This is a genomic window from Psychromonas sp. Urea-02u-13 (assembly GCF_002835995.1).
Lineage (GTDB): Bacteria > Pseudomonadota > Gammaproteobacteria > Enterobacterales > Psychromonadaceae > Psychromonas.
Genome location: NZ_PJBZ01000063.1, coordinates 21,984 through 48,047, shown reverse-complemented (window position 1 = coordinate 48,047; position 26,064 = coordinate 21,984). Strand labels below are relative to the sequence as shown.

Annotated in this window: 10 protein-coding genes; 8 read left to right on the top strand and 2 right to left on the bottom strand. The window is 41.2% G+C overall.

What is annotated here, in order from left to right; all coding sequences use genetic code 11:
• Window positions 1-665: 665 nt before the first annotated feature.
• On the bottom strand, window positions 666-1,160 hold the full coding sequence (locus CXF74_RS11375; protein WP_101082562.1) for an SRPBCC family protein: 495 nt from the start codon (window positions 1,158-1,160) through the stop codon (window positions 666-668).
• Between the two features lie 805 nt (window positions 1,161-1,965).
• Between CXF74_RS11375 and rtxH the strand changes: the two genes are divergently transcribed.
• From rtxH to CXF74_RS11345, 6 genes are all read left to right on the top strand, one after another.
• Window positions 1,966-2,307, top strand: a complete 342-nt coding sequence (gene rtxH / locus CXF74_RS11370) for a protein RtxH (protein WP_101082561.1) — start codon at window positions 1,966-1,968, stop codon at window positions 2,305-2,307.
• Between the two features lie 17 nt (window positions 2,308-2,324).
• Entirely contained in the window at window positions 2,325-2,786 is a 462-nt protein-coding gene (gene rtxC, locus CXF74_RS11365) for an RTX toxin-activating lysine-acyltransferase RtxC (protein WP_101082560.1), read from the top strand.
• 23 nt (window positions 2,787-2,809) lie between these two features.
• Window positions 2,810-16,108: an MARTX multifunctional-autoprocessing repeats-in-toxin holotoxin RtxA gene (gene rtxA / locus CXF74_RS22530; RefSeq protein ID WP_101082559.1), complete on the top strand. Its 13,299-nt coding sequence runs from the start codon at window positions 2,810-2,812 to the stop codon at window positions 16,106-16,108.
• 323 nt (window positions 16,109-16,431) lie between these two features.
• On the top strand, window positions 16,432-18,567 hold the full coding sequence (locus CXF74_RS11355) for a type I secretion system permease/ATPase (RefSeq protein WP_198552840.1): 2,136 nt from the start codon (window positions 16,432-16,434) through the stop codon (window positions 18,565-18,567).
• Window positions 18,567-19,952 (top strand): HlyD family type I secretion periplasmic adaptor subunit, encoded by a 1,386-nt coding sequence (locus CXF74_RS11350; RefSeq protein ID WP_101082558.1) that lies wholly within the window; start codon window positions 18,567-18,569, stop codon window positions 19,950-19,952. The genes CXF74_RS11355 and CXF74_RS11350 overlap by 1 nt, the downstream gene beginning before the upstream one ends.
• Window positions 19,952-22,096: a type I secretion system permease/ATPase gene (locus tag CXF74_RS11345; RefSeq protein ID WP_198552839.1), complete on the top strand. Its 2,145-nt coding sequence runs from the start codon at window positions 19,952-19,954 to the stop codon at window positions 22,094-22,096. The genes CXF74_RS11350 and CXF74_RS11345 overlap by 1 nt, the downstream gene beginning before the upstream one ends.
• Before the next feature lie 162 nt (window positions 22,097-22,258).
• Here the strand turns inward: CXF74_RS11345 and CXF74_RS11340 are convergent, their stop codons facing one another.
• Window positions 22,259-23,614, bottom strand: coding sequence for a YjiH family protein (locus CXF74_RS11340; protein WP_101082563.1), 1,356 nt, complete (start codon window positions 23,612-23,614; stop codon window positions 22,259-22,261).
• A gap of 549 nt (window positions 23,615-24,163) precedes the next feature.
• Between CXF74_RS11340 and ctlX the strand changes: the two genes are divergently transcribed.
• Both ctlX and CXF74_RS11330 read left to right on the top strand, forming a co-directional pair.
• A complete protein-coding gene (gene ctlX, locus CXF74_RS11335) occupies window positions 24,164-25,105 on the top strand; it encodes a citrulline utilization hydrolase CtlX (RefSeq protein ID WP_101082557.1) in 942 nt (313 codons plus the stop codon).
• Window positions 25,106-25,169: 64 nt separating this feature from the next.
• Complete coding sequence (locus CXF74_RS11330; protein WP_101082556.1) at window positions 25,170-26,021, top strand: dimethylarginine dimethylaminohydrolase family protein; 852 nt, start codon at window positions 25,170-25,172, stop codon at window positions 26,019-26,021.
• Window positions 26,022-26,064 lie beyond the last annotated feature (43 nt).

Below are 26,064 nucleotides of genomic sequence, written 5' to 3'. Positions count from 1 at the left end.
TGATAACGTCTCAAAAGGATCAAGCAAGTCGATCCTTTTTGATTCTTAAATTAATTGTTTTTAAGACTTTTTTAGGGGCTGAGTAGTAACAGAAAATAATGATAAAAGCACTGCAGAGTAAGAGGTGAGAGACCATGTATAAAGGAAAGTCATAATTAGACAGTGCATAGACCTTTTGAATAACGGGGTGGTTCAATACCACGGCAAAATAAAGGGACACTAAAATAATAACTATATTTACATTTAGTGATAGTTGGCTTGGTAACTTTATATTCTTAAAGGAATAGGCTTGCATAATAAATATTTCCATACGTCTGAGATAGTATGAAACATTTTATGCTGTCAATCTTAAGGATGACTGAAGATAAACTTAACGTTTACTGAGGGTGGGGCGCAGCGAATATGTTTAGGAAAGACTAGCTCAACAATATTTTACCATCGGCTCAAAGGTCTTCTCTAATGAGATTCACTCTATTGATCACTTTTGGCTATTTATCGGTTGGAGAGTAATAAAGTGTCATACTCAATTCCGATATGCTCGCTGCTTCTCGATGACGAGCTGAGTAAATTTGGTTTTTTTCTGAGGCGCAAAGGTTCGTAATGCGACTTACAAAATATCGTAGCTTCACTCTTAATGAGTGGCCAGGTTCACTGAACCACAGCCGTTAATTATTGATCTGATCAACGTGTGAATTCATCGAAATAACGGACGCAATTTTAGGTTCTTTATTTGCTAAAAAATGAAATGATTTATCTAATTCCCCCATTAATGTCGCATGAATATCTTGATAATACTCAACAGCATTTTTGTTTTTTGAATCCCAAGAAGAGCTCCATACCATCTCAGTGATCCCCTCCTTGGTTTCATTTAACTTAATAGTCCCCACGTAATTAGATATATCCCGTTTGATAATGGGGAATTCCCCATCGTCGATACTATATTTAACTTGATGTTTCACTTCATCAATGGCTAATAAATTTTCATAAAGAGATCCATTTAATCGACGTCTTGCCCCAGGGGCATTACCTGCTAAATTTCCAATTTTTTCGACATGATTAATCACTGTAGGCGCCCAGTCTAAGCGATGAAAATCGTGAATTCGGTTCCAAACGTGATCAACACTTGCATGAATTATTTTGACTTGGTTCGTTGAAAACATACTAACTCTCCTAGTAAGACAATCACAAAAACCGTGATCACTATCCTTTATTGTAGTGCATCTGCGGGTAAATCGTGGCGACAATTTCTGTGATAGATTACGCAATAAATAGACTCTGAGGGTACTGTCTAAGAACAAAGAGAAGACAAATAGTAGATTGCTGTGGCTAGCTAAAATTGGCCACTGTTTTATAAGCGAGTAAGGGGTAATGGGGCTAAGTACGTTAGTGGTCAAACTTTTTTTGAGTTAATGCAGCATCCTCGACGTATTTTATCGAGGATGATGGCATTAATTATGTTTACCGGCTACGCGCTGAGATTCCCGATAAAAGAACTCGGGAATGACGAACCTCTAAATTTGAGGCCAAAACCATTTAACCACAGCACCTGCCATCATAGCCTTGTCGTCATTAATGTATTACAAAATATATTCTTTTATATCCTCTAAGTAGCCAACTAAATTAACTCTGCCATTTCAATCATCTAGCACGTAAAAATCATATCAGAATACTTTTACTATCCCCTATAAAAAGAGAGTTTTGTTTTAAGCAAATATTATCTGCATTTGATGTTTTTAAAGTCAACAAATGAAATCGCATTTATTTTTGATTGATTCTTTATGTATTATTAGTGTGTATTTCAAGTTGTTTTCTTGATTTACTTTGCCCTATAAATTAGAGTCGCCTCCCCTCATTATCTATGGAGGGGGGTTAAGTGAATTTTTAAGTAATTAATAAAGAAAAATTTCAATTAGTTACTTATATGATGAGTTTTTAATTTAAACAATATTAAAGAGTGAGTTAGTTATGAGTGAAAATTATGTTCAAACGGTATCAAGTGTTAATTATAACAAAGGTATTTTCTCGTTGTATTTTGTTGGTCAGAACCAACAGAATATGTCTAATGGTGTGATGGCTGAAAATGATTCAGAGCTTGAATTGAAGCAAGTCGTACATATGCCTGCTTCTGGTTTTATGTACATGGTTTCTATGGTTAAAAATATGCTTGAAGATCCTCGAATGGCTGCTGAATTTGAAAAACTAGTTGCTGCTGGTTTTTTACCAACTGATCCGTCACAAGAAGCTAGTGCAGAGTCAGAAATCGTCAAGGCAACGCCAAAAAAGCAGACTTCACGTAGTAAAAAATAACATGATGAGGTTGATACATGGAAATTAACTATCAACCAGCAGATCTTGATTATTCAAAAATACAATCAATGATTGGTGGGGTAATGTTGCTAAGCCAACACTCTCCTCTACACCGACATTACGTTGTTGCTGAATGGCAACAACGTATTATGCCTGCTTTTGAATTGAATCAGTTTTGCTATTACGAAGATGATCAAGGACGCCCAATTGCTTTTTGTAATTGGGCGTTTTTATCTGAGCAAAATAGAGATGAATTGCTGTCTGGAACAAGAGAACTTTTGCCTTCCGATTGGCGTTCTGGCGAGCATATTTATATCCCAGAAATGATTGCTCCATTCGGGCATGGGCGAAAGATGGTAAACGATCTTCGTCGTCGGGTGTTCTTGCCATGGAAAGGACAAAAAGTATGTACTGTGCGTGGCAAGCTGGATGAACAAACGAATCTCTGCACTCGAAATGTGCAGTGGTTTTCTATTTAAATAAAGATAAAAGAGGCTTACTTATGGGTAAACCATTTTGGAGAAGTGTTGAATACTTCTTTACGGGAAATTATTCTGCTGATGCTGGCAATAATAATATTGTTGCTATTGGGTTCGGCGGTGCAATAAATGCTTATGGAGGAGATGATACTATTACAGTTGGTTCCATCGGAGCCTCCGTAAATACGGGCAGTGGAAACGATAAAGTATATGCGGGCGCTGCTTACCTGAAAGTTGAAGACAGTACTGGTAATCTAGATGTTTACGGTGCAGCAGGATATGCAGACATAAATAAAAATGGCGATGGCAATGTTTCTTTTGCCGGAGCCACTGGTGGGGGATCTATTGACCATACCGGTAATCATGGCAATGTAAAGTATAGTGGTGTTGCTGCTTATAATGCTTTAACGCGCAAAGGCCTCAGTGGTGATGTGACATTCGAAGGGGTTGGTGGTCATAACCGTCTTTGGCATGAAACAAATCAAGGCAACCTTAATTTCGCTGGTGCTGGTGCAGGTAATAAGCTCGATCGTACCTGGTTTAATCGTTACCAAGGCTCTAGTGGAGATATCAGTTTTAATGGCATTGGCGCGGCTAACAGTATTAGCTCTCGAGTCGAAACCGGTAATATTTCTTTTCAAGGTGCCGGTGCAGATAACCAGCTAGTTCGTAAGGGCAAGGTCGGTGATATTACCTTTCAGGGGGCCGGTGCATCAAACCGCATCGAGCGTACCCGTCAGGCTGATGATGTCTACAGTGAAACTCGAGGAGATATTCAATTCGAAGGAATCGGTGCTTATAACAGTATTTATTCTGATGTTGCTCACGGTGATATCAATTTCTCAGGTGCTGGTGCATATAATGAGATCACGCGTAAGGGCACTAAAAATGATTTCGAAGGGAAAGGCTTAGAAGATGCTAATGCTAATGAAATTGTACTGACGAGTGCGAACTTAGGCGGTAATTGGATTAAAGAAAGCCAAGCCGTAAATGGTGTCAAATCAACGACAGAAGCTAACACCTATCTCTTTGCTTTTGCTGATGCTACGTATACCAAAATCAGTAAAGTGAAGTTACATAACGATCCGGTTACCGGAAAGCTGAGTTACTACGCAACGTCTTGGTACAAAAAGGGTAATCACTTAACCAATTTAGCAGATCAACAGATTTCATCTGAGAATGGTTTTGCAAACGTAAATAGAAACGGTGCTTATACGCTTTCAAAACTCAACGTTGATCATCAGCAGTCGGTAACCGTCCACGCAATTGAAAAAAACCTGACAGAATACGAATGGATCACTTACGGAGGCGGCACTTCCATTGATGCTGCTGATGTTACCTTGTCTGATAGTAAAATGGGCGGTCCGTCTATTTCGACTATTGGTACAACCATTGATGTAAAGGCTGTTAAGTCCAACAGAAACCCAAACACCTATATTTATGCTTCGTTACAAGGTCCGCACACCAAAATAGTGGTAGTAGAGCTGGCTAATGATCCAGAAAGCGGTGAGCTGAAATACCGATCAATACCTTGGTATAAAACAGGCGACTATACGGCTAATATTGCGGACGAAAATATCTCTGCAGGTAATGGTTATAAGCATGCCGGATATTCGCTGAGCGATCTACAGTACAGTGTTGACACTGTGAGGGTTACTTCCGATCAAATCGCTGATATGGAGGAGTATAGTGAAAAACCATTGATTGAAGCTTCGACAGACAGTGGTGAGAGTTCAGGAGATGTACGCTTTATCGGCGCGGGTGGTGGTAATGTCATCAAGTCCAATGTGACGCAAGGCAACGTGTATTTTGATGGTGCAGGTATTGCCAATGTAATCATTCATAGTTCTGATTTTGGTAACACCGACTTTAATGGTATCGGTTCCGCAAATGTGATTGTTAAAAGCGGGCTGAAAGGAGATTTGACGTTTCATGGAGCAGGGTTTGGCAATGTGCTGGTTCACCAAAGTCAGCAAGGTAAAATGGATGTTTGGGCTGGTGGTCTTGCTAATGTGTTGGTGCGTGTTGGTGATGGTGAGTATCTAGCGCATTTACTTGCTTACGGAAATACTTCCGTGCAGCAAGGTAACGGCGACAGCAGAGTTATGATGTTCGGTGGTTATAATACACATACGCAAATTGGTAATGGTAGCGGTACATGGGTTGCAGCTGGTGGTTTTAATGTGATGACCCAAGTAGGCGACGGTGATATTACCTCTGTTTTAGTTGGTGGTGCTAATGTACTGAGCAAAATCGGCGATGGTGATTTGACATCAGGTATGCTCGGTGGCGCAAACATAATGACTCACATTAGTAGCGATGATCAATCTTCTGATACAACTTCAGTTGCGCTTGGTGGCTTGAATGTGTTGACCAAGAAAGGTAAGGGTAATGCACTTGCGGTAATGGCAGGAGGTGGCAATGTCCTAACCCATATTGGAGATGGCAATACTACAGGCGTAATGATTGGTGGCGCTAACGTTTTAACTAAAGTGGGTAACGGTGATACTACTGGCATAATGCTGGGTCTGGGTAACGTATTAACCCATATTGGTAGTGGTCAGACTCTTGGCGTGATGGGCGCTGTGGGTAATGTATTTACTAAAATGGGTGATGGGGCTGCCATTGCTGCGATGGTTGGTGCTGCCAATATCTTTACCCATATCGGTGAAGGTGATTCTTGGGCGCTGATGGGCGGTTTGGGTAATGTATTTACCAAAATCGGCGATGGTAATGCACTAGCGCTGATGATCGCAGAAGTGAATGTGTTTACTCACATAGGGAACGGCAATACGGTTGCGCTGATGTTAGCTAAAGGCAATATTGCAACTAAAGTTGGCAATGGCATGACCATGGCGGCTATGGTGGGTAATGCTAATGTTTTCACTCATGTTGGTGATGGTGAAACATTCGCTGCTATGATTGGCCAGGCAAATATTTTGACCAAAGTCGGTAATGACTTAACCGCTGCATTGATGGTGGGTAAGGCAAATATTTACACGCATGTCGGCGATGGTACCAGTCTCGGTATTTTTGCTGGTGAAGCGAATATCATGACCAAAGTGGGTGATGGTACAACATTGGCCGCTATGTTTGGTAAAGCCAATGTTATGACTCATGTTGGTGGTGGCTTGACCGGCGTGCTTGCACTTGGTGAAGCTAATATCGTCACTAAAGTGGGTGATGGCTTTATGGGGGTCGTTGCTGCGGCTAAGGCGAATGTGGTCACACATGTCGGTAATGCGACTACTGCGGCGGTATTGCTTGGTGAAGGGAATATTTTAACCAAAGTAGGTGACGGTACAACTGTTGGTTTACTGATTTCTAAGATCGGTAATATCATGACTCATGTCGGTGACGGTATGACGATTGGCGTTGCTAAAGGTAAAGCTAATGTCATCACTAAAGTGGGTGATGGACTGGGTGTTAATGTCGCCTGGGGCGAAGCAAATATACTGACGCATATCGGTGATGGCGATCGTTATAACTTTGCCAAAGGTGCCGCTAATATCATCACTAAAGTGGGTGATGGACAAGAGGTTTCTGTTGTTCATGGTAAAGCTAACATTATTACTCATGTCGGTGATGGTGATGATTATACAGGCGCTTGGGGTGAAGCGAATATTATTACCAAAGTGGGTGATGGTCGTAATGTTGTATTAGCCAAAGGTGACGCGAATATTGTTACCCAAATTGGTGATGGTGATAGCTTCAATGCCTTATGGAGTGAAGGTAATATTGTGACCAAAGTGGGTGACGGTATGCAAGTCACTGCGGCGAAAGGCAAGGCGAATATTGTTACGACTATTGGTAATGGCTTAAGCGTAACGGCGACTTATGGTGATTTGAATATCAATACCAAAGTCGGTGATGGTATTTCTGTCAATGTTGCTTGGGGTAAATACAACATCAACACTAAAGTGGGTGATGGCCTCAACGTTGCGGTGATGAAGGGTAAAGCTAATGCGAATATCCAAGTGGGTGACGGTTTAGGCATTAATGCTTCTTACGCACAACATAATGTTGCCATTAAAATTGGTAACGGCGATTTCTATAGCTTGTCTGTGGCATCAAGTAATACTAAGAGTAATAAACTGTCTTCGCTATTCGCTAATATCAAACAGACGGTATTAGGCATGGCAGGCAGCCAGGGCATCAATTTCTTGGTGCAAGGTGATGATGCTTCGGCATCTGGTTACCGTAAAGGCCGTGGGGCAATTGCGACTCCGGAAATTACTCAACTCAATGGCTTCCAAATGGAAGAAATTGCAGAGGTGGGAAGTGAGCTTGGCGATAACATGTCTGGAGGTGTTACAGATGTTGAAACGCCGGATGTGGCGGCAATGAAAAGCGAATTAAATGTCGACGAAGATACGCAATCAACAGAAAATCTAAACTTGATCACTAACGGCGATTTTGAACAAGGTGCTCAAGGTTGGTTATCGACCAATGGTATTGAAGCGTCGTATTCAGGCAGTGTTTACGGTGTCGATAATACAGGCCACGGTGCTATTGTTAATGAGCTTGCTACCCATGTTAATACCACTATTTATCAAGATATTCAACGTTTAGAAAGTGGTGAAGTTCTTTCTCTAAGTTTTGATTTCGTGCAGCGCGCTGGCCTTTCTGCAGGGCATGGCATGCAGGTTTTATGGAATGGCAGCATCGTCTTCTCAGCCTCTGGTGATGAAAGTACCTGGCAGCAACAAACATTGCAATTGAAAGCACAAGCGGGCAGTAACAGAATTGAATTTAAAGGCACGGGCGAAAGTAATGGTCTTGGTTATATTTTGGATAACGTGGTTGCTAAATCAGATAAGATAGCCGCAACCAGTGCCGTCAGTGACAACGCAGAGCAAAATAAAGCTGCCGCGAATGCTTTGAGTGATAAAGAAAAAGCGGAAGCTGATGCGCAACGCTTGCAACAAGAAAAAGATCAACAGTTAGCTGCTCTTTCAGACTCACAAGAGCAGCTTGAGGCGACGGATGAAGAAGCGTTAAAAACCAATGGTCAAGCAGAACGCGAAGCGCTTGCCGCAGAACAACGAGACATAACCAAAGAACTGACAGACTTGACCCAAGGGCTCGATGCGCTTGATGATCAAAATAATTACCAAGGTGAATCAGGTGATAGCTGGAGAGATAACTTTGCTGGTGGCATTTTAGATAATGTCCAAAGCAAACTTGACGATGCTAAGTTGAATTCAAATGAGCAACTTGATAAAGCGGCTCAGCAAAATAAACAGAATCAGCAAGATGCACAAGTAGCCGTCATTGCATCTGAATCGGGTGTCGCTAAAGGCGAAGAAAACCAAGCCAATGCACAGCAAGAGATTAATGATGCTAAAGCCAATGCCAATTCACGACAAGATGAAGCTGTAGTTAGCCAGCAAGATGCGCTACAGGCTAAAACGAACGCTAATGCAGGCAGTAATCAAGCACAGCAACGCGGAGAACAAGATAGTACTGCTGCGAAAAATAAAGTTTTGCAAGCGCAAGCTGATGCGAAAGCTACAAAGCAAGATGAAGATGATAAGCCGGATCGTAATGGCGTTTCAGGAAGTGGCCTTTCTGGTAAAGCATATGAAGCGCAAGCCGCGGCTGAAAATGCAAATAATGTTGATGTTCATTCTGAAGTTGCTGCTGATGGGCGATACAGTGAAGGCCTGACAGAACAAGAGTTAGACGCGTTGGAGGGGGCTAAGGAAGCTGTTAACCGTCTACAAATTAATGCCGGTGTTCGTATTAAGAATACAGGCACGTCGGTTACCGATAAATTTAGTAATGCAAGTTCGCATAAACCTATGGTTTCAGATGTCGTTACGTTTGACGAAGTTCGTCGTAACGAACAACAGGTTTCAGGAGTTAATCTACAAGGATTAGGTGATGTTCTTGACATGGCAATTGATCCTAAGAATGCTGAAATATTTGATTCTAAGGGGGGATTTGATGGTTTCGGTCGCGTAGCAGGCTTAGTTGAACCGTTAGCTACTGATGAGCCTCGCCTCTTGAAGTATCATAAACTCGATACTGAAAACGTATCGCAAGATACACCTAAAACAGAGCTGATGTCTGTAGCGGATCTGCTTGAGACGGCTTACGTGAAGGGAAAAATCCGAGGTGAGAGTTACCAAAAAGTGATTGATGCACTTGCTCATTACCATACGACTTCGGGCGACAACGTCGATTCTGAAATGGATGCGATGGTTAATCTGCGTCAACAAGTTGAAGGCTATTTACTAGGGCATCCTGATTCAGGTCGAGTATCTGCTCTTAATGTGCTGTTATCTCAAGTGAGTCAAAACATTGAAGTCGGTGATAGCAGTGTCTATCAGGATACATTCAGCACGCTCTATGCTCAGCTTGATAATGCCAATATTAACGATAGCAAACATTTGTATATAGATGTTAATGGTGGCTTTGTTACCAAGGGTAAAGAAAACATTACTGATGCTCAAAAGCTTGCAAGTGGAAAATTGGCGGTAGATAAACTTAAAAGTGCGGTTGTTAAGGAATATGGTCAGGCTATTGCTGACGCGGTTTTTAATGATTTTCAGAAAAATGGTCTTGCTAAAGATAGCAAGGGCGTTGATGTCGAAGGACTGAAAAAAGTTCACCGTGCTATTGAACAGCAACTATCTCCCGTTAGCGCAACTCTATTTATCTGGAAGCCGAGTGGCCACAGTTCTCTTGGTCACGCTGCAATGCAGATCGGACAAGGTCGTGTTCAAGTAGATGCACAAGATACGCCTGATTTCAATCAGAAAAACTATGTGAGCTGGTGGCCGCAGCGGACGATTCCTACGAATCCTGAACAGAATATTAGTAAGAATGATTTTAATTTTAATTTTAATGAACCAGCATTCCCACACAACACTCTTGAAAGTGACATATTTTCTAAAAAAAATGCTACATCTGATAAATTCGGTATGGAAAGCGGAGATGACACACTCAGCTACTTTATAAAAACATTGAACGCTGCTAAAAGTAGTGATGCCCAGTTTAAAGATATCTCCGCAGCATATACGGCGATTGCTTTAAATAACCCAGACATGTTAGATTCATTGGGTCTTCCTGATCATGTTTCTAGACGGTTTGTTGATGAGTGGAATGATACAAGTAATGACATGATGGACGTGGCTAAACGTTTTGCTGAAGAACTGCAAAAACAAACTGAGGAAAGCAGTGACGAAGCAGCAATGGAAAAACGTATTAGCAATATAGTCCGTGAGTTTGCTGATCGTGCACTAAAAAATATTAATGACTTTAAAGCTCAAGAAGCTAATTTGGGTAAAGTATTCCGCATTAATTTAGAAGGTTTGGATGTTGCTGCAATGCAGGCTGAATGGAATAAGCTCAGTAATGACGCTGATCCCCGTTTTAAGTTGTTGACAAATAACTGTTCAACGATTGTTGCAAAAGTACTGAAAGCGGGTGGTGCGGATAAACTGATTGGGCATACTTGGACGCCGAATGTTGGTGTTTGGACGCCGACAGTGCTGTTTAATTATGGACAAGCGCTACAGGAAGCTCAGTTGGAGATTGCTGCGAAGAAGCAAAGTCGTCACTCTATTGATGATGTTGATGTGCAGTCCGGTAAAGATAAATTGCTGGAATCCGTCGTCATGGAAAATGATGACAATCCACCACGCGATAAAGCGTCACTCAGTCCACTGACTCGTTTCTTGAATAATAGACTGTACGGAAGTAAAGATGTTCGTCGCGAAATTGGCTACATCACCCAAGCATCGCTTGATCGTGCTGTCACTGATGAAAAGTCAGTTAAGGTGACACTGAAAGGTAAGTCAGGACGATTGAGTGGTTATTATCATCATGGCGACACGCTTGAAGATACCGGCCAGACTCAAGAAACTGCTCATAAAGTGGTATTGTTTGTACATGGAGCGGGTTCTTCAGCTGAAGAACAGGCGAATGCAGTCCGTCAACATTATCAGAAGCAAGGTATTGATATGCTCGCTGTTAATATGCGTGGCTACGGTGCAAGTGATGGTGGCCCTAATGAAAAAGGCCTTTATCAAGACGCTCGTACGATGTTCAGTTATTTGGTAAATGATAAAGGTATCGAGCCTGGTAATATCATTATTCATGGTTATTCGCTGGGTGGACCGATTGCCGCTGATTTAGCACGTTTTGCAGCACAGAATAATAAGGCTGTTTCAGGTTTGTTATTGGATCGTCCAATGCCAAGCATGACGAAGGCTCTCACGGCGCATGAGGAGGAAAATCCAGCGGGTATCGTCGGATCATTGTCTAAAATAGTTAATGGTCAATTTTCGGTAGAGAAGAACCTGAAAGGTTTACCGAAAGAGACGCCAATCATGCTGCTAACGGATAATGACGCCTTGGCTGACGAAGGTGAAAAACTACGTGCCAAGCTTACTGCGGATGGTTATCAGGTATCGGGTGAAAACACCATCTATGGACATCAAGCAAGTAATCGCTTGATGAGTCAGTATGCTAAGGAAATTGTAGTTGGTTTATTTGATACGAAACCTCAAACAGTAGATGAAGGCTATTTGCTAGGGCATCCTGATTCAGATCGAGTGTCTGATCCTAACGCGCTGTTATCTCAGGAGACTCAAAACATTGAAGTCGGTGATAACACTGTCTCTCAGGATACATTTAGTACGCTCGAGGATCGTCATCAAACGGAAGGGGAAAATGTCGTACCGGATAGTTTAACCAATAGAGAAGAGTCTGGTGATATTGATAGACCTTATCAGTCGCGCGATTTACTTTTGGAACCAATCAAGCCGCGAGAAACCATTGAGCTGGGTATGCCTGAAGCGGACCAAAAAGTACTGGCGGATATTGCTGAACGCGAAAATGTGATTATTGCTGTTCGTCCTGTCGATGAAAAATCAAAATCACTGATTGCCTCTAAGATGTACAGTAGTAAAGGTTTGTTCGTTAAAGCTAAGAGCTCTGACTGGGGCCCTATGTCCGGTTTTATTCCGGTCGATCAGTCGTTCGCGAAAGGTTCGGCAAGAAGGGAATTAGATAAATTCAATGCGTATGCACAGCAGTCAATTAACACTGGAAATGCGGTCAGTGCTGACCTCTACTTAAATGATGTCCGAGTCCATGAATTGGTTTCCAAATATCATTCTCTGACATCATTAGAGCTAGATGCCGAGAGTGGTATGTATAAAACAACCGCAACAAATGGCGAACAAAGCACAGAGTTCTTTTTGAAAAAAGTGACCGTTGATGACGGCGAACTGTGGCAGGTTCATTATTTAAAGGATGGCGAGTTGGCACCGTTCAAAGTGATTGGCGATCCTGTTTCTAAGCAGCCAATGACAGCTGATTATGATTTGCTGACCGTGATGCATTCCTATGGTGATTTAGGACCAAAGGACAAAGTTAAACAGCCGATGACTTGGGAACAATGGAAAGATTCTGTTACTTATGAGGATTTATCTCTCAAACAGAAGGCGTTGTTTGACAGTGAAGCGTTATTTACTAAGAAAGACGGTGAAAGTCTGGGTATCGTGAGTGATCGTCTGAAAGAGCTGAAAGATGTTATCAATACCGGGTTAGGCAGAAATAATGGACTGGAAATGGTTCACCATGGTGCAGATGATGCGAATCCTTATGCGGTAATGGCTGATAACTTCCCAGCAACCTTCTTTGTGCCTAAAAGCTTCTTTGCAGAAGACGGTCTGGGCGATGGTAAAGGCGCAATCCAGACATATTTCAATGTGAATGATCAAGGTGCCGTGGTTATTAGCAACCCGCAAGAGTTCTCCAACTTCCAGCAGGTAGCGATTAATGCAAATTACCGTGCGTCCTTGAACGAAAAATGGAATGAAGGTCTAGCAGACCCTCTATTTACGAAAAAGCGTAAGTTGTCCCATGACTATTTGGATGCGAGAGATGTATTGGCTAAGAAGCTTAATGGTGAGGTTATAAGTACGCTAAGTAATACGCTTAACCCTGACTCTAAACTTGAGCAACTTAATGGCCATACCGTCAACAACCAAAATGTTGAAAGTTGGAACAAAGTAACAGTCACTCCTCAAGATGACGGTGGTGATACTCGCTTTGACGGTCAGCTTATTATTCAGACCGAGAACGATTCAGTAGCAACAAAAGCAGCCGCGGACCTAGCAGGTAAACACCCTGATTCAAGTGTTGTTGTACAACTTGATGCAGACGGTAAATATCGTGTTGTTTATGGTGACCCGTCACAATTATCTGGCAAACTACGCTGGCAAATTGTCGGTCATGGTAGAGATGAGAGTGATAACAATAACACGCGATTAAGCGGTTATAGCGCAACTGAACTGGCTGCTAACCTAGTACAGTTCAGTGAGGACTTTAGTCTGGCGAAAAAGATCAGTAGTAAACCTGAATATATCAGTATTGTTGGTTGTTCGCTTATCAGTACAGATAAGCAGAAGGGCTTCGCTCAAACGTTCATTACTGTGATGGCGGAAAGCGACATTCGTGTAGATGTTTCTGCGCGCAGTAGTGAAGTCGCGGTTGATGCTACGGGTCGTAAGCATACCCGTGATGCTGATGAACAATGGGCACAGAAACTGGTCGATAACAAAGTTGTTCTTAGTTGGAATGATCAGGGGGACGTGACTGTTCGTGAAGAAGCGGTACGTAACACTATTGCTGAAGGTGATATTGATCTTAGCCGTGTCGGTTTAAGTGATAATGATACTGTGGCTCGTGGTGCGATTGCCGATAATGCTGATGTATTTACTGCGCCAGAAAAGCGAAAAAATAAAATCGAAATGAGCAGCTCGGATAAATCGGATAACAAAGTGAGTTACTCTGGCAATATCCAAGTTAACGTCGGTGATGGTGAGTTTACTGCGTTGAACTGGGGCACATCAAACGTAGGTATTAAAGTCGGCACTGGTGGTTTCAAGTCGCTGGCCTTTGGTGATAATAACGTGATGGTGCATATCGGTAACGGTGACAGCAAACATAGCGTTGATATGGGTGGCTACCAAGCACTGGAAGGTGCGCAAATGTTTATTGGCAACCGTAATGTGAGCTTTAATATGGGACGCAGTAATGATTTGATCGTAATGATGGACAAATCAATCCCGACTCCACCATTAGTTAACCCTTTTGATGGTGCTGCACGTATTTCAGGCGTACTCCAGAATATTTCTGAATCAGGTAAAGATCAGGATTGGTTAGTCGCTCAGGACAGTCAATGGACATTAGCGGGTGCGCATAAATTCGTTAAAGATATGTCAGGTCTGGACCAAACCAGCAGTGTTGATTATACAACGCTAGTTAATCTCGATTCTCAGCACGAACGTAGTAGCCGTGGACTGAAAAGTGATACAGAAGCAACATTGAACAAGAAGTATAACGAGTGGTTAAGCGGTAATAAGGGGTCAGATAGCAGTAAGATGAGCCGTTCAGATCAGTTCCGTCAGAAAAACGAGGAACTGGCATTTAACTTAGCGGTAGGTGGTCGAGGCGCTGATATTCAAGTAACGACGGGTAACTGGAACTTTATGTTCGGTGATAATATTCACTCCATTCTCGATACTAATCTCGGCTCGTTATTTGGCCTAATGACTCAGCAGTTCTCTGCATCAGGAAAAGCAGGGACAACTTTCACTTATAACCCTCAAGATTTACCTCGTCAGTTGAAAAATAAGCTGTTGGGTAAACTTGCTGGCGTCGGCGCTAATACGACATTGGCTGACATTTTTGCGGTTGATTATACTGCAGATGGTCAAATAATAGCGCGTAATGGTGAGGCTGTAGATAGCGTCGCTATACTGACTGAAATGGTGGAAGTGGTTGCTGAATTTGGTGGTGAACAACTGAAATCATTTGTTAATCCATCGGCATTGTTAGATAGTTTGAAATCAAGCTTAGACATGGGTAAAGATGGCCTTACCACGTTTGTTGAAAGTCATGGGTTAAAGGATAAAGCACCGGAAGAGCTGGAAAATGAATCCGCAGTTAGTGTTAGTCATGAGACTGATGGCCAGGTTAAACCTGCAACAATAGATAACGTTGCAGATAAAGAGGAGCGCCCATTTGGATTCAATGCGCTTAATTTACCTAACTTATTTGCAACTATTTTTAGTTCAGATAAACAGTCAGAAATGAAGTCTTTAGTCACCAATCTGAAAGATAACTTGACTGCAGACCTGCTTAATATGAAAGAGGCAACGTTTGATTTCCTTCGCAATAGTGGACATTTGCAAGGCGATGGAGATGTGAATGTATCTCTAGGTAATTATAATTTCAACTGGGGTGGTGACGGTAAAGATCTCGGTGCTTATCTCGGTGACAATAATAATTTCTGGGGTGGTCGTGGTGATGATGTTTATTACGCAACCGGTACGTCAAATATCTTCACTGGTGGTGAAGGTAATGATATGGGAGTGCTAATGGGCCGTGAAAATATGATGTTCGGCGGTGATGGCGATGATACTGCTGTTGTTGCTGGTCGTATTAATCATGTGTTTATGGGAGATGGCAATGACCAAGCCTTTGTCTTCGGCGAAGGTGGCACCATTGAATCTGGCTCAGGTCGAGATTATGTTGTCACATCAGGCAACTATAATTCTGTACAGGCTGGTGGTGATCAAGACTATGTAGTTACGATTGGTAACAACAATCAGATCGACTTAGGTCATGGTGATGATTTCTCGAATGTTTTCGGTAATTATAATCGGATTGACGGTAAAGCGGGCAACGACGTTATCAAATTGATGGGGTACCACGCAGTGATTGATGCAGGAGCTGATGATGATCACTTAATCGCTACATCTGTCTCGAAATTCAGTGAGCTAGATGGTGGCGAAGGTAATGATCTACTCGTTCTTGGTGGTTATAGTAATACCTTCTTAGGTGGCACTGGTATTGATAGCTTTATGATCAATGATGGTGTGATTGACAACCAAGTTACTGACATTTCTAAAGAAGATTTTATCATCTTTAATGATCTGAATTGGAATGATCTCTGGTTGCAACGCAGTGGTTCGGATTTACAAATTCAGATAAATCGTAAGATGGATTACAGTTCTGATCAGGCTAAATTTGAAAGCATGGGGTCGGTAACCTTTTCTGATTACTTTTCTGATAATCGTGCTGAATTAGTTATTAGCATGGGTGACAAGCAGCAATCAGGAGAGCGAGATTATATCGCGTTATCCAATGATGCTGTCGATAACTTAGTGCAGGCGATGAGTGGTTTTGCGCCATTAGCTGGTGATGCTGGACTTATTGACCCTCTAGGTAGTAACGCAAAACACAATATTGCGTTGGCATGGGGTAATGTAAATAAGGGGAGCGGTCATCTAGCATAATTTTACGATGAAGCTAGTGTGATTAACAATAATTTAAAGTGACGTTAGAAGTGTAAGTTTTTTTTAACCGCTAAAAATTAAAATTAGATATATTAACCTAGGTCCCTGTCATTACTGATTAGGGGCCTTTTTTTTACTTTGAAATTTAAGATAATTTCATCATGTAATAATCATTTTAAAGGCGCTTGTGAATGTTAAGTTATCGTTAAGTCATTTTTTGTAACACAGGATATTTATGCCTGTTTTTGGCACTGTTTTGTGTTGAAAATGCTATTTCTTTACGTTAGTGTGCGCTAATTTTTATTACACGGATTAATGGTTTCATGAAAATGTTCACTTCCAGAGATGAAGGCGATTTAGCGCAATCTAAGGATATTTCTTCAGCGTTAGCCTGTGCTGTTTTACTTTTAAAATTATCAGGTGTTGAGATTGTAAATGGTCTCGAAAATACAGATGATTTTTCTTTTAAAAAAACGCTTTTAAAATTTTCGTTGGCTAATAACGTTAATTTCATCCAATCAAGTTTACCCGTTAATAAACTCTCTTCTGATATGTTGCCGTTAGCTTTTAAAAATAAAGCCGGTCGCTATGTAGTACTTGCTAAAATGTCTAGTGAACAAGCATTAATACAATCCCCTGAAGAAGCAGAACCACAAGTTGTGAGTCTCGATGAGTTGAAAAAAAACTGGAGTGGAGAGGTGATAATAATGCAAGGGGCTTCATTACGCTTCGATGTGTCGTGGTTTATTCCTGAGTTTGTACGGCATCGAAAGTTATTTTTCGAAGTACTGCTGTTCTCTTTAATGCTACAACTATTGGCACTCGCTACACCACTATTTTTCCAAGTCGTGATGGATAAAGTACTGGTGCATAATGCTTTGTCGACGCTAGATGTGTTAGTGATGGTGTTGGTTATTGTAGGTGTTTTTGAGGTTGTATTGAAGGGCTTGCGTGAATTTCTGTTTGCGCATACCACCAATCGTATTGATATCGAACTGGGGATAAAGCTATTTCGTCATCTGCTCGGATTACCGTTATTATATTTTAAACAGCGTCAAGTCGGTGCCATTATTACGCGTGTGCAGGAGCTTGATAGTATTCGTGATTTCCTTACGGGATCCATGCTCACTCTTTGCGTCGATGTACTATTTACCTTTGTGTTCTTTGGGGTAATGTTCTGGTTATCACCACTGTTAACCTGCATTGTTCTATTCAGTTTACCTTTCTATTTTATTCTTGCTTGGTTAAGTACCAAACCTTTACAGAAACGTATTGAACTGCAGTTTCAAACTTCTGCAATGAATGCTTCTTTTTTGAATGAATCGGTAAGTGGTGTTGAAACGATTAAGAGCTTGGCTGTTGAACCCTTTATGCAAAGGCGTTGGGAATCACAAACACAAGAAATGGTGAAAGCTGGTTTCTCTACACAGACATTAAATAGTGTGATTAGTCACATTGTAACCTTACTTCAAAAAGTAACTGGTGTCGGAGTTATTTGGGTGGGCGCCAATTTGGTTATTTCATTAGAGATTACGATTGGACAACTGATTGCATTTAATATGATGGCCTCACATGTTAGCCAGCCCGTTGCCAAGCTAGTTGAGCTGTGGCAACAGTTTGTACAGACACGTGTTGCCGTTGATAAATTAGGCGATATGCTTAATTTGCCGGTAGAAAAAGAGCAAGGTAGTGAAACCCCACGCTCTGCACTTTGTGGCGAGTTACGCCTTCAAAACGTCTCATTTAAATACCAACCTGATTTAGAACCAGTGCTTTCAAATATTAATCTGCATATTCAGGCGGGTGAAAGCTTGGGAATTGTTGGTCCGTCCGGATCCGGGAAATCCACGTTAACGCGTTTATTACAAAAGCTCTATATCCCTCAAAGTGGCAGTATTTTAATCGACGGTATTTCATTGCATCGTTTAGATCCTGATTATTTACGCAGTCAGATAGGTGTCGTTTTACAAGAAAATTATCTATTTAACCGAAGCGTAAGAAATAATATTGCGATTAAAGATCCTTCTGCAAGTTTGGAGGAGGTCGTCGCGGTGGCAAAATTAGCCGGAGCACATGAGTTTATTTTACAACTCCCCTTGGGTTACGACACCATTTTAGCCGAAGCTGGGAGCTCCTTATCAGGAGGTCAAAAGCAACGAGTTGCGATTGCGAGAGCGTTGATGGCGAAACCTAAGATTCTTATTTTTGATGAAGCAACAAGTGCGCTCGATGATGAATCACAAGCGCTTATTCAGGAAAATATGAAAGAGATAGCACGTAGTCGTACCGTTATTATTATCGCCCATCGTTTATCAACGGTATGCGACTGTGATCGTATTATTACTTTAGAAAAAGGCCAGATAAGTGAATCAGGCGATCATAAGCAGCTCTTAGCGCTTGGTGGTTGCTATGCACGTTTATGGGCGTTACAACAAGAATTACGCAAGGAAACTGATTAATGTTTAGGAAGCACTTACAAGTTATTCAACAAGCTTGGAAAGCACAGCGTAATGAAGCTGTAGAAATAAAACGTAGCCGTGATGAGTATGAATTTCAGCCTGGTTATTTGGAAATTGTTGAGCGTCCGCCAGCCCCTTGGACAAGACGGACTGCTTTAGCATTGACTTGCTTATTGATTATGACTCTGCTGTGGTCCATTGTCGGAAAATTGGATATTCATGCCACGGCGACAGGGCGTTTATTAGTGTCTAGCCACTCCAAAGTAATCCAATCAATTGAGCCAGGTGAGGTACTGGCCATTAATGTACGTGACGGACAATGGGTTAACAAAGGTGACGTACTGATTGAGCTTAATCCGGTTGGTGTTATTAGTGAAGTACAGGAGTTACAACAACAGTTAAATTTTAAACGCTTGGAGATGGCACGTGTACAGGCTTTATTAAACAAAGATCCGATAAATAGTTTTATTGCCCCAGAGGGAGCCTCAGCGCCGCAGATTATAATTGCACGATCCCATCTGCAAAGTAAATGGCAGGAAGTTCAAACCGTTATGGAGAGTATTGATAGTGAAATGCAGGTTAATTTAGCTAATCAGAAAGCGCGTAGTGTTGCTATCCGCGGTCTAGATAAACTGGCTGTCAACATTGAGAAGCGGCTCGATGCGCAGCGATCTCTGGCTGCTAGTAATCTGCTCTCTCGAGTGGAATTGTGGGAGCAGGAAAAGGAGCAACTAGGGATTGAGAGAACGCTGGCTGAGCAGTATACGGAAATTGATATACTCGAAGCACAATATAAAAGTAAACAGGAACAACGTAATAGCTATTTGGCTAAAATTCGCCATGAATTTTACGATAAATTAAACGAGGCACAATCCGCTATTGCTGTTATGGAGCAGAAGCTAATCAAAGCGTTGGAAAAATATCGCTTACAAAGTTTACGTGCACCAGTAAGCGGTGTTGTTCAGCAGATGGAGGTACACACAATTGGCGGTGTAGTGCAGGCTGCCAAACAATTAATGATTATTGTACCTGATGATGCTTTGTTGGAAGTTGAGGTGATGTTGCTCAATAAAGATGTTGGATTTGTACATCGTGGTCAGAGAGTTGAGATTAAAGTCGATTCTTTTCCTTATACTCGTTATGGAACGGTTAAAGGTGAGGTTGCTTATGTTTCTCGTGATGCAGTGCAGGATCAGAAACTCGGTTTAGTTTTTCCTGTCAGATTGAAGATATCACAACGTAGCATATTGGTGAGAGATAAGGAGGTTCCATTGCAGGCCGGTATGAGTGTTAATGCTGAAATCCTTACTGGTGATAGAAGAGTCATTGATTATCTATTAAGCCCGTTGCAGCAGTATCAATCTGAAGCATTGAGAGAGCGCTAATGGTTAATATGGATATTAAAAATATAAAAATAAGTCACGAACTTGAGGGTGACCCCGGTTTACTAGCACTGGTTCGCGCTGCTGGTAAATTTAAATTGTTTGCAGATGTCGGTCAATTAACACATCAACTTGGTCGCCGTGAAGGCGTTGCTGATGATATCGATTTGTGCCGTTGTGCATTATGGGTCGGCTTACGTGCACGACGCAACCACAGCAATATAGATCGCCTTAATGCGCTACCGTTACCTGCATTAATGTCAACTGACATGGGGTGGGTGGTGCTGGAAAAAGTAGAAGCAGAGTCACTTCATTTATACCTGCCGGAGCAGGGAGAGTGCAGAGAATACTCATTTCATGAATTTGAGCCATTGTGGCAGGGCGAGCTAATTTTACTTGCTGAAACGATGGAGGTGCCTAAAAAAACAAAATTTGGTTTTACATGGTTTTTTCCTTCAATTGTTAAGCACGCACGGCAGTTCCGCTATGTATTATTAGTGTCATTTATGTTGCAGTTGATTGCATTAGTCACACCACTTCTTTTTGAAAATGTGATCGATAAAGTGCTAGTAAGCCGCAGTTTATCGAGTTTACAGGTGCTTGGAATCGCAATGCTTGCCTTGGCGATTTTTGAGCCTATGTATGGTTTTTTACGTTCTTGGTTATTTTCTAACCTTGCGAGTAAAGTAAATTCGGAGTTATCTAGTCGTCTTTTTCAACATTTAATCTCTCTGCCACTTAATTATTTTCAGCAACGACAAACGGGTGAAATTATTGCGCGGATCAGCGAAATGGGGCAAATAAGGCAGTTTTTAACGGGATCTGCACTTACTATGATTCTAGATTTGGCGTTTGTTGGTGTTTTTATCGCGGTGATGTTTACCTATGCAGCCAAACTTACTTGGGTAGTGCTGGCCTCATTAGTGTTGTATTTTTTATTTTGGTTTATTGTTGGGCCGGCGCTACGTGCTCGTGTGACTAAAGAGTATGAACTAAGTGCAGATAATACCGCTTTTTTAACAGAATCAATCACAGGTATTGAAACAATTAAGACTACTGCGACAGAGTCTTCTTTTTTACGCCAATGGGAACGTAGTTTAGCCAGTTTTGTACGGGCTTCTTTTCGCGCAAAAGTGATGGGTATTTTGGCAGGGCAGGGAATCGGTTTAATTCAAAAGCTGACATCTGCACTCGTCTTATGGTGGGGCGTTACCTTAGTCATGGACGGTTTATTAACTCCGGGTGAATTGGTGGCATTTAATATGCTCTCCGGTAACGTTACACAACCTATTTTACGTCTTGCACAAATCTGGCAAGACTTTCAGCATACGCTCATTTCATTACGCAGGATTGGTGATATTCTTGATGAAGACGGTGAACAGGGAAGTGGTGGTTTGGCTTCTGTACCTAAATTAGCAGGTGGAGTGAGCTTTAGTGGTGTACGTTTTCGTTATCACAGCGATAGTCATGAAGTCTTACGCAATTTGAATCTGGAGATAAAGCCCGGTGAGTTTATTGGCATTACTGGTCCATCTGGATCAGGAAAGTCAACACTAACGCGTTTATTACAGCGTTTGTATATTCCTCAACATGGTCAAGTACTGGTGGATGGTATTGATTTAGCAATTGCCGACCCGGTAGCATTACGCCGTAACATGAGTGTTGTTTTACAGGATAGTCTGCTTTTTTCTGGCTCTATTGCAGAAAACATCCGTCTTTGTAACCCTCTCGCCAGTGATGAAGAGGTTAGGCAAGCCGCTATTCTCGCTGGCGCTGATGAATTTATTATCGAGTCTCAGGAAGGGTATGCGACACAAGTCGGTGAAAAAGGATCGCGATTATCTGGCGGACAACGCCAGCGAGTTGCATTGGCTCGTGCATTACTCACTAACCCACGTATTTTACTCTTAGACGAAGCTACGAGTGCATTAGATTATGAGTCCGAAGCTGCTGTTATGGCTAATATGGGAACGATTTCGCAAGGACGTACTGTAATTAGCATCGCACATCGTCTTAATACTCTACGTTATGCCGATCGTATTTTGGTACTTGATAAAGGTGAAATAGTTGAAGAAGGATCACATGATAAGTTATTGGAAATGAACGGAATATATTGCAATTTATGGAAGTTGCAAGTTAAATCATAAACTTCAATATAGTGAAGTTTTAATATACAGACGTTTATTTTATAGAAGAAAAGCAATGTATAAAGAAGGATTTTTATACATTGCTTCGTTAATCATATTTATCAACATTGCTCGACAAAATATCCTCTACAATCCGCTATTTGCTGAAGCGTTGATCATCTTTTAAAAAAGAAGATGTGCTACACCCGCAATAACAGGCAAAGTGACTAAGGTACGTAAGATAAAGATAATAAACAACTCTCCAATATTAACCGGTATTTTACTGCCTAATAATAATGCCCCTACCTCACTCATATAGATAAGCTGTGTCACTGACATAGCGGCAATAACAAAACGGGTCATGTCGGATTCAATAGAGGTGGCAATAATAGAAGGGATAAACATATCTGCAAAACCTACCATGATCGTTTCAGAGGCCGCCGCTGCTTCTGGAATCTGTAAGAGTTCTAAAAAGGGAATAAATGGGTAGCCTAAGTATGAAAAAATCGGCGTATATTCTGCAATGATGAGTGCAATCGTTCCTATTGCCATTACCACGGGTAAAACACCAAATACCATATCAATGGCATTTTTTAAGCCATCTTTAAAAGTGTCTTTAAATCCTGTGCTATTGGCTGCTTTTAGTAATGCTTGCTCAAGGCCCCAAGAAAAAACATTGTGACCTTTTGGCGTTAATTCATTATTTTTAAGCGGCACTGTCCCATCAATGTAGATATCCTTTTTCCAGCGTAAAGGGGGAAGTTTAGGCACTATAATCGCAGCGATAATACCGGCTAAACATACTGCAAGATAGAAGGGGAAAAATAGATGCTCGAGCTGAACCTGTACAATAACAACCAATGAAAAAGTGATTGAAACCGCTGAAAAGGTGGTACCAATGACAGCCGCTTCACGCTGCGTATAAAACTTAGCTTCGTATTGTTTACTGGTCATTATAATACCGACACTGCCATCACCTAACCACGAGGCGATACAGTCAATCGCACTTCGCCCAGGAAGGTTGAATACAGGGCGCATCACCTTAGTCAATAAAGTGCCAAATAATTCTAGTAAACCAAAGTTAAGTAATAAAGGCAGTAGCAAACCTGCAAAAATAAATACACAAAAAAGTATTGGCAGCAGGTCATTTAACACCAATGCACCAGTATTATCTGAAAAGATCATTTCTGGGCCAATGGTTAAGTAGGTGAAACTTGCAAAAAGTGCCCCTAGCAATCGAAGAATAAACCAAGTCGGTGAAACATTGATCAGTCCATTTAAAAATTCACTTTGTTTAATCACATTAAAGTGAAATAGCTTTTCAAGTGTGGTGATAAGCGCGGTAAATAGCATAATGCAAGTCACAATAAGTGGCAGTGATTCACCGAGTATGTTTTGTAACATCTTGGCAACAATTGCAATGGGAATTGTCATGTTACCTTGAAAATTAATCGGCGTCATAAAGAGTAATAGGCCAATTAGTGAAGGCACAATAAAAGTCAATATGGTTTGTAGGTTGTGTTTTTTTCGAGTGAACATAGCGAGCATTGCGAACATAAAAAACCCCTTAGTTAATTGTGCTTGGATAAGCGAAAAAGAAAATTACTCCTTTTAATAAAAATTGTAAATGGGACTGTTGCACAAAGGTCGGTCCTGTCGCAAATTGCAAATTATAATTATAATTATTCTCATTTATCTGTAAAGATTTGTTTTTAAAGGGATTTAAAGTCAAAAGAAATAATTTTTTATTTTTTAATAAAAAAACAATCTATTTTACTCCCCTTAAGTCGCTTCAATTAAGACCTTCAATTCATACTTTTTAGCCTCAAAAAACGATAACTTAATCACAGTTTTCAATGTTTTTTTTACACCTATTAATAAGCCGAAGAGTCAGTCTCTACCGCACATTAAATGACCATGACGGTTGTTTTTTATGCTCAGGATGGTGCTCAAAATTAATACTGATAATTGACTTTAAAAAATGCTTGGCATATTGTTTATGCAGTTGCATAGTTTTTAATGTTGCTTATTTGTTAATGGTTTTGTTACTTATTTTGTTAATAGTATTCTTCAAAAAAAGGACGTTGTATGGCTTTAATTCAAGCGCCAAATTCAGTGGTTATGGTTCGACCATGGAAGTTTTTTTCGAACCCAGAAACGGCTGTTGATAATGCTTTTCAAAAAACGAGTCTAGAGAAACAAGACTCGCTTGAGTTAGATCGCACGGGTATATCGCTACAGGCTAAAAACGAATTTGATATCGTGGTTGCGGGATTAAATGAAAATGGCATAAATGTCCACGTATTTGATGATTTTGGTGATCGTGAGACCCCAGATTCAGTCTTTCCGAATAACTGGTTTTCAACCCATAGCGGTGGCCATGTTGCTCTATACCCAATGTTTTCTAAAAATCGCCGACGTGAACGCCGCAGTGACATCATTGAAATGTTAAAAGCGCATTATCGTGTACAAGATGTTATCGACTTTTCTGGATTAGAGTGGGATAACCTATTTCTTGAAGGCACTGGCGCGATGGTACTTGATAATGTGAATCGCATTGCCTACGTCGCTAAATCAAACCGCGCTAACGAAGTCATTCTTGAGCGTTTCTGTACCTCGTTTCAATACGAACCAATGGCGTTTGAAACGGCGGATGCCACGGGTACTGCGATTTATCATACCAATGTAATGATGTGTGTCGCCTCTAAATATGCGCTTATTTGCTTAGACATGATTCCCAATGTACGTCGGGCCGAAGTGAAGCAGCGTTTAGAAGAATCAGGCATCGAAGTCATTGAACTCAGTTTCGATCAAATTGATAATTTTGCGGGTAACGCGATCGAGCTAACGGGTAACGGCAAGAGCCACTTGGTTATGTCACAAAGAGCCAGAAATGCATTAACCGTTGATCAAATTGCAAGCATTGAGCAACACTCAAAAATATTAGATTTTAGCATTCCGACAATTGAATTAGCTGGTGGCTCTATTCGCTGCATGATCGCAGGGATACATTTGAGTCCAAGAACGTAAAAATGAATTAAGAAATCGTAAGAGCACAAAATCTATAGCGTATGGCTTATAAAAGGAGAGGGTTGTGGAAAACAGTTATGTGAAATCAGCGACAGGTGAATTGAAGCAAGTATTACTTTGTTCACCCACTTACCTTAATCTTTCACCCATCAACAAGATTGCTGAAGGGTGGTTAGAGAAAGGCGAGAAAATTGATCAACAAAAATGTTTAAACGAGCACCAACAGTTAATTGATATCTACGAGCAAAATGGCATTAATGTTGAAATACTTGTACCCACTAAAGATTTGTCGAGTCAAGTATTTGCCCGTGATTTTGGTTTCAATATCAAAGAAGGTTATGTACTGGGTCATTTTAAAGAAGCTGGGCGCCAGGCAGAAAGCCAATTATATGCACAAAAACTAGCAGAACTGGGTGTGCCAATTATAGCGACTTGCCATGAAGGTATTCTTGAAGGTGGCGATTTTTGGCAGCTTGATGAAAAAACATTAGCCATTGGCACGTTACAGCGCTCTGATGAAAAAGGTATTCAAAGTATTCGCGAGCAGCTTGAACCCTTAGGTTATACGATTATTTCAGTGAACTCGAAACCGGAATACCTTCACCTAGACATGATTTTTAACATTGTCGGTGAAAATACAGCAGTAACCTATTACGAGGGTTTACCTGAAGAGTTTAAAAACTACCTTGATGAAGTTGGTTATGACCTCATTAAAGTCGAAGAAGAAGGGGTCTTTAAGCATTTCTGTAACCTGCAAGCTTTAGGTAATAAACGGATTATTTCATTAAGCGCCAACACGACAGTTAATGCAAAATTACGTGAGCGTGGTTTCACTGTTTTTGAGTTACATGCGACTGAGATATTGAAAACTGGCGGTGGACCACATTGTATGACGTTCCCGTTAGAGCGCCATTAACAAATGAATAGCGCAGTTTTTCTGTTGCTTTAGCGCTATCCGT

What these genes read in the sequence shown, in the direction of transcription:
- CXF74_RS11375 (WP_101082562.1), bottom strand. Translation starts at nt 1,160, where the DNA reads ATGTTTTCAACGAACCAAGTCAAAATAATTCATGCAAGTGTTGATCAC.
- CXF74_RS11345 (WP_198552839.1), top strand. Translation starts at nt 19,952, where the DNA reads ATGGTTAATATGGATATTAAAAATATAAAAATAAGTCACGAACTTGAG.
- CXF74_RS11340 (WP_101082563.1), bottom strand. Translation starts at nt 23,614, where the DNA reads ATGTTCACTCGAAAAAAACACAACCTACAAACCATATTGACTTTTATT.
- CXF74_RS11350 (WP_101082558.1), top strand. Translation starts at nt 18,567, where the DNA reads ATGTTTAGGAAGCACTTACAAGTTATTCAACAAGCTTGGAAAGCACAG.
- ctlX (WP_101082557.1), top strand. Translation starts at nt 24,164, where the DNA reads ATGGCTTTAATTCAAGCGCCAAATTCAGTGGTTATGGTTCGACCATGG.
- CXF74_RS11355 (WP_198552840.1), top strand. Translation starts at nt 16,432, where the DNA reads ATGAAAATGTTCACTTCCAGAGATGAAGGCGATTTAGCGCAATCTAAG.
- rtxH (WP_101082561.1), top strand. Translation starts at nt 1,966, where the DNA reads ATGAGTGAAAATTATGTTCAAACGGTATCAAGTGTTAATTATAACAAA.
- rtxC (WP_101082560.1), top strand. Translation starts at nt 2,325, where the DNA reads ATGGAAATTAACTATCAACCAGCAGATCTTGATTATTCAAAAATACAA.
- rtxA (WP_101082559.1), top strand. Translation starts at nt 2,810, where the DNA reads ATGGGTAAACCATTTTGGAGAAGTGTTGAATACTTCTTTACGGGAAAT.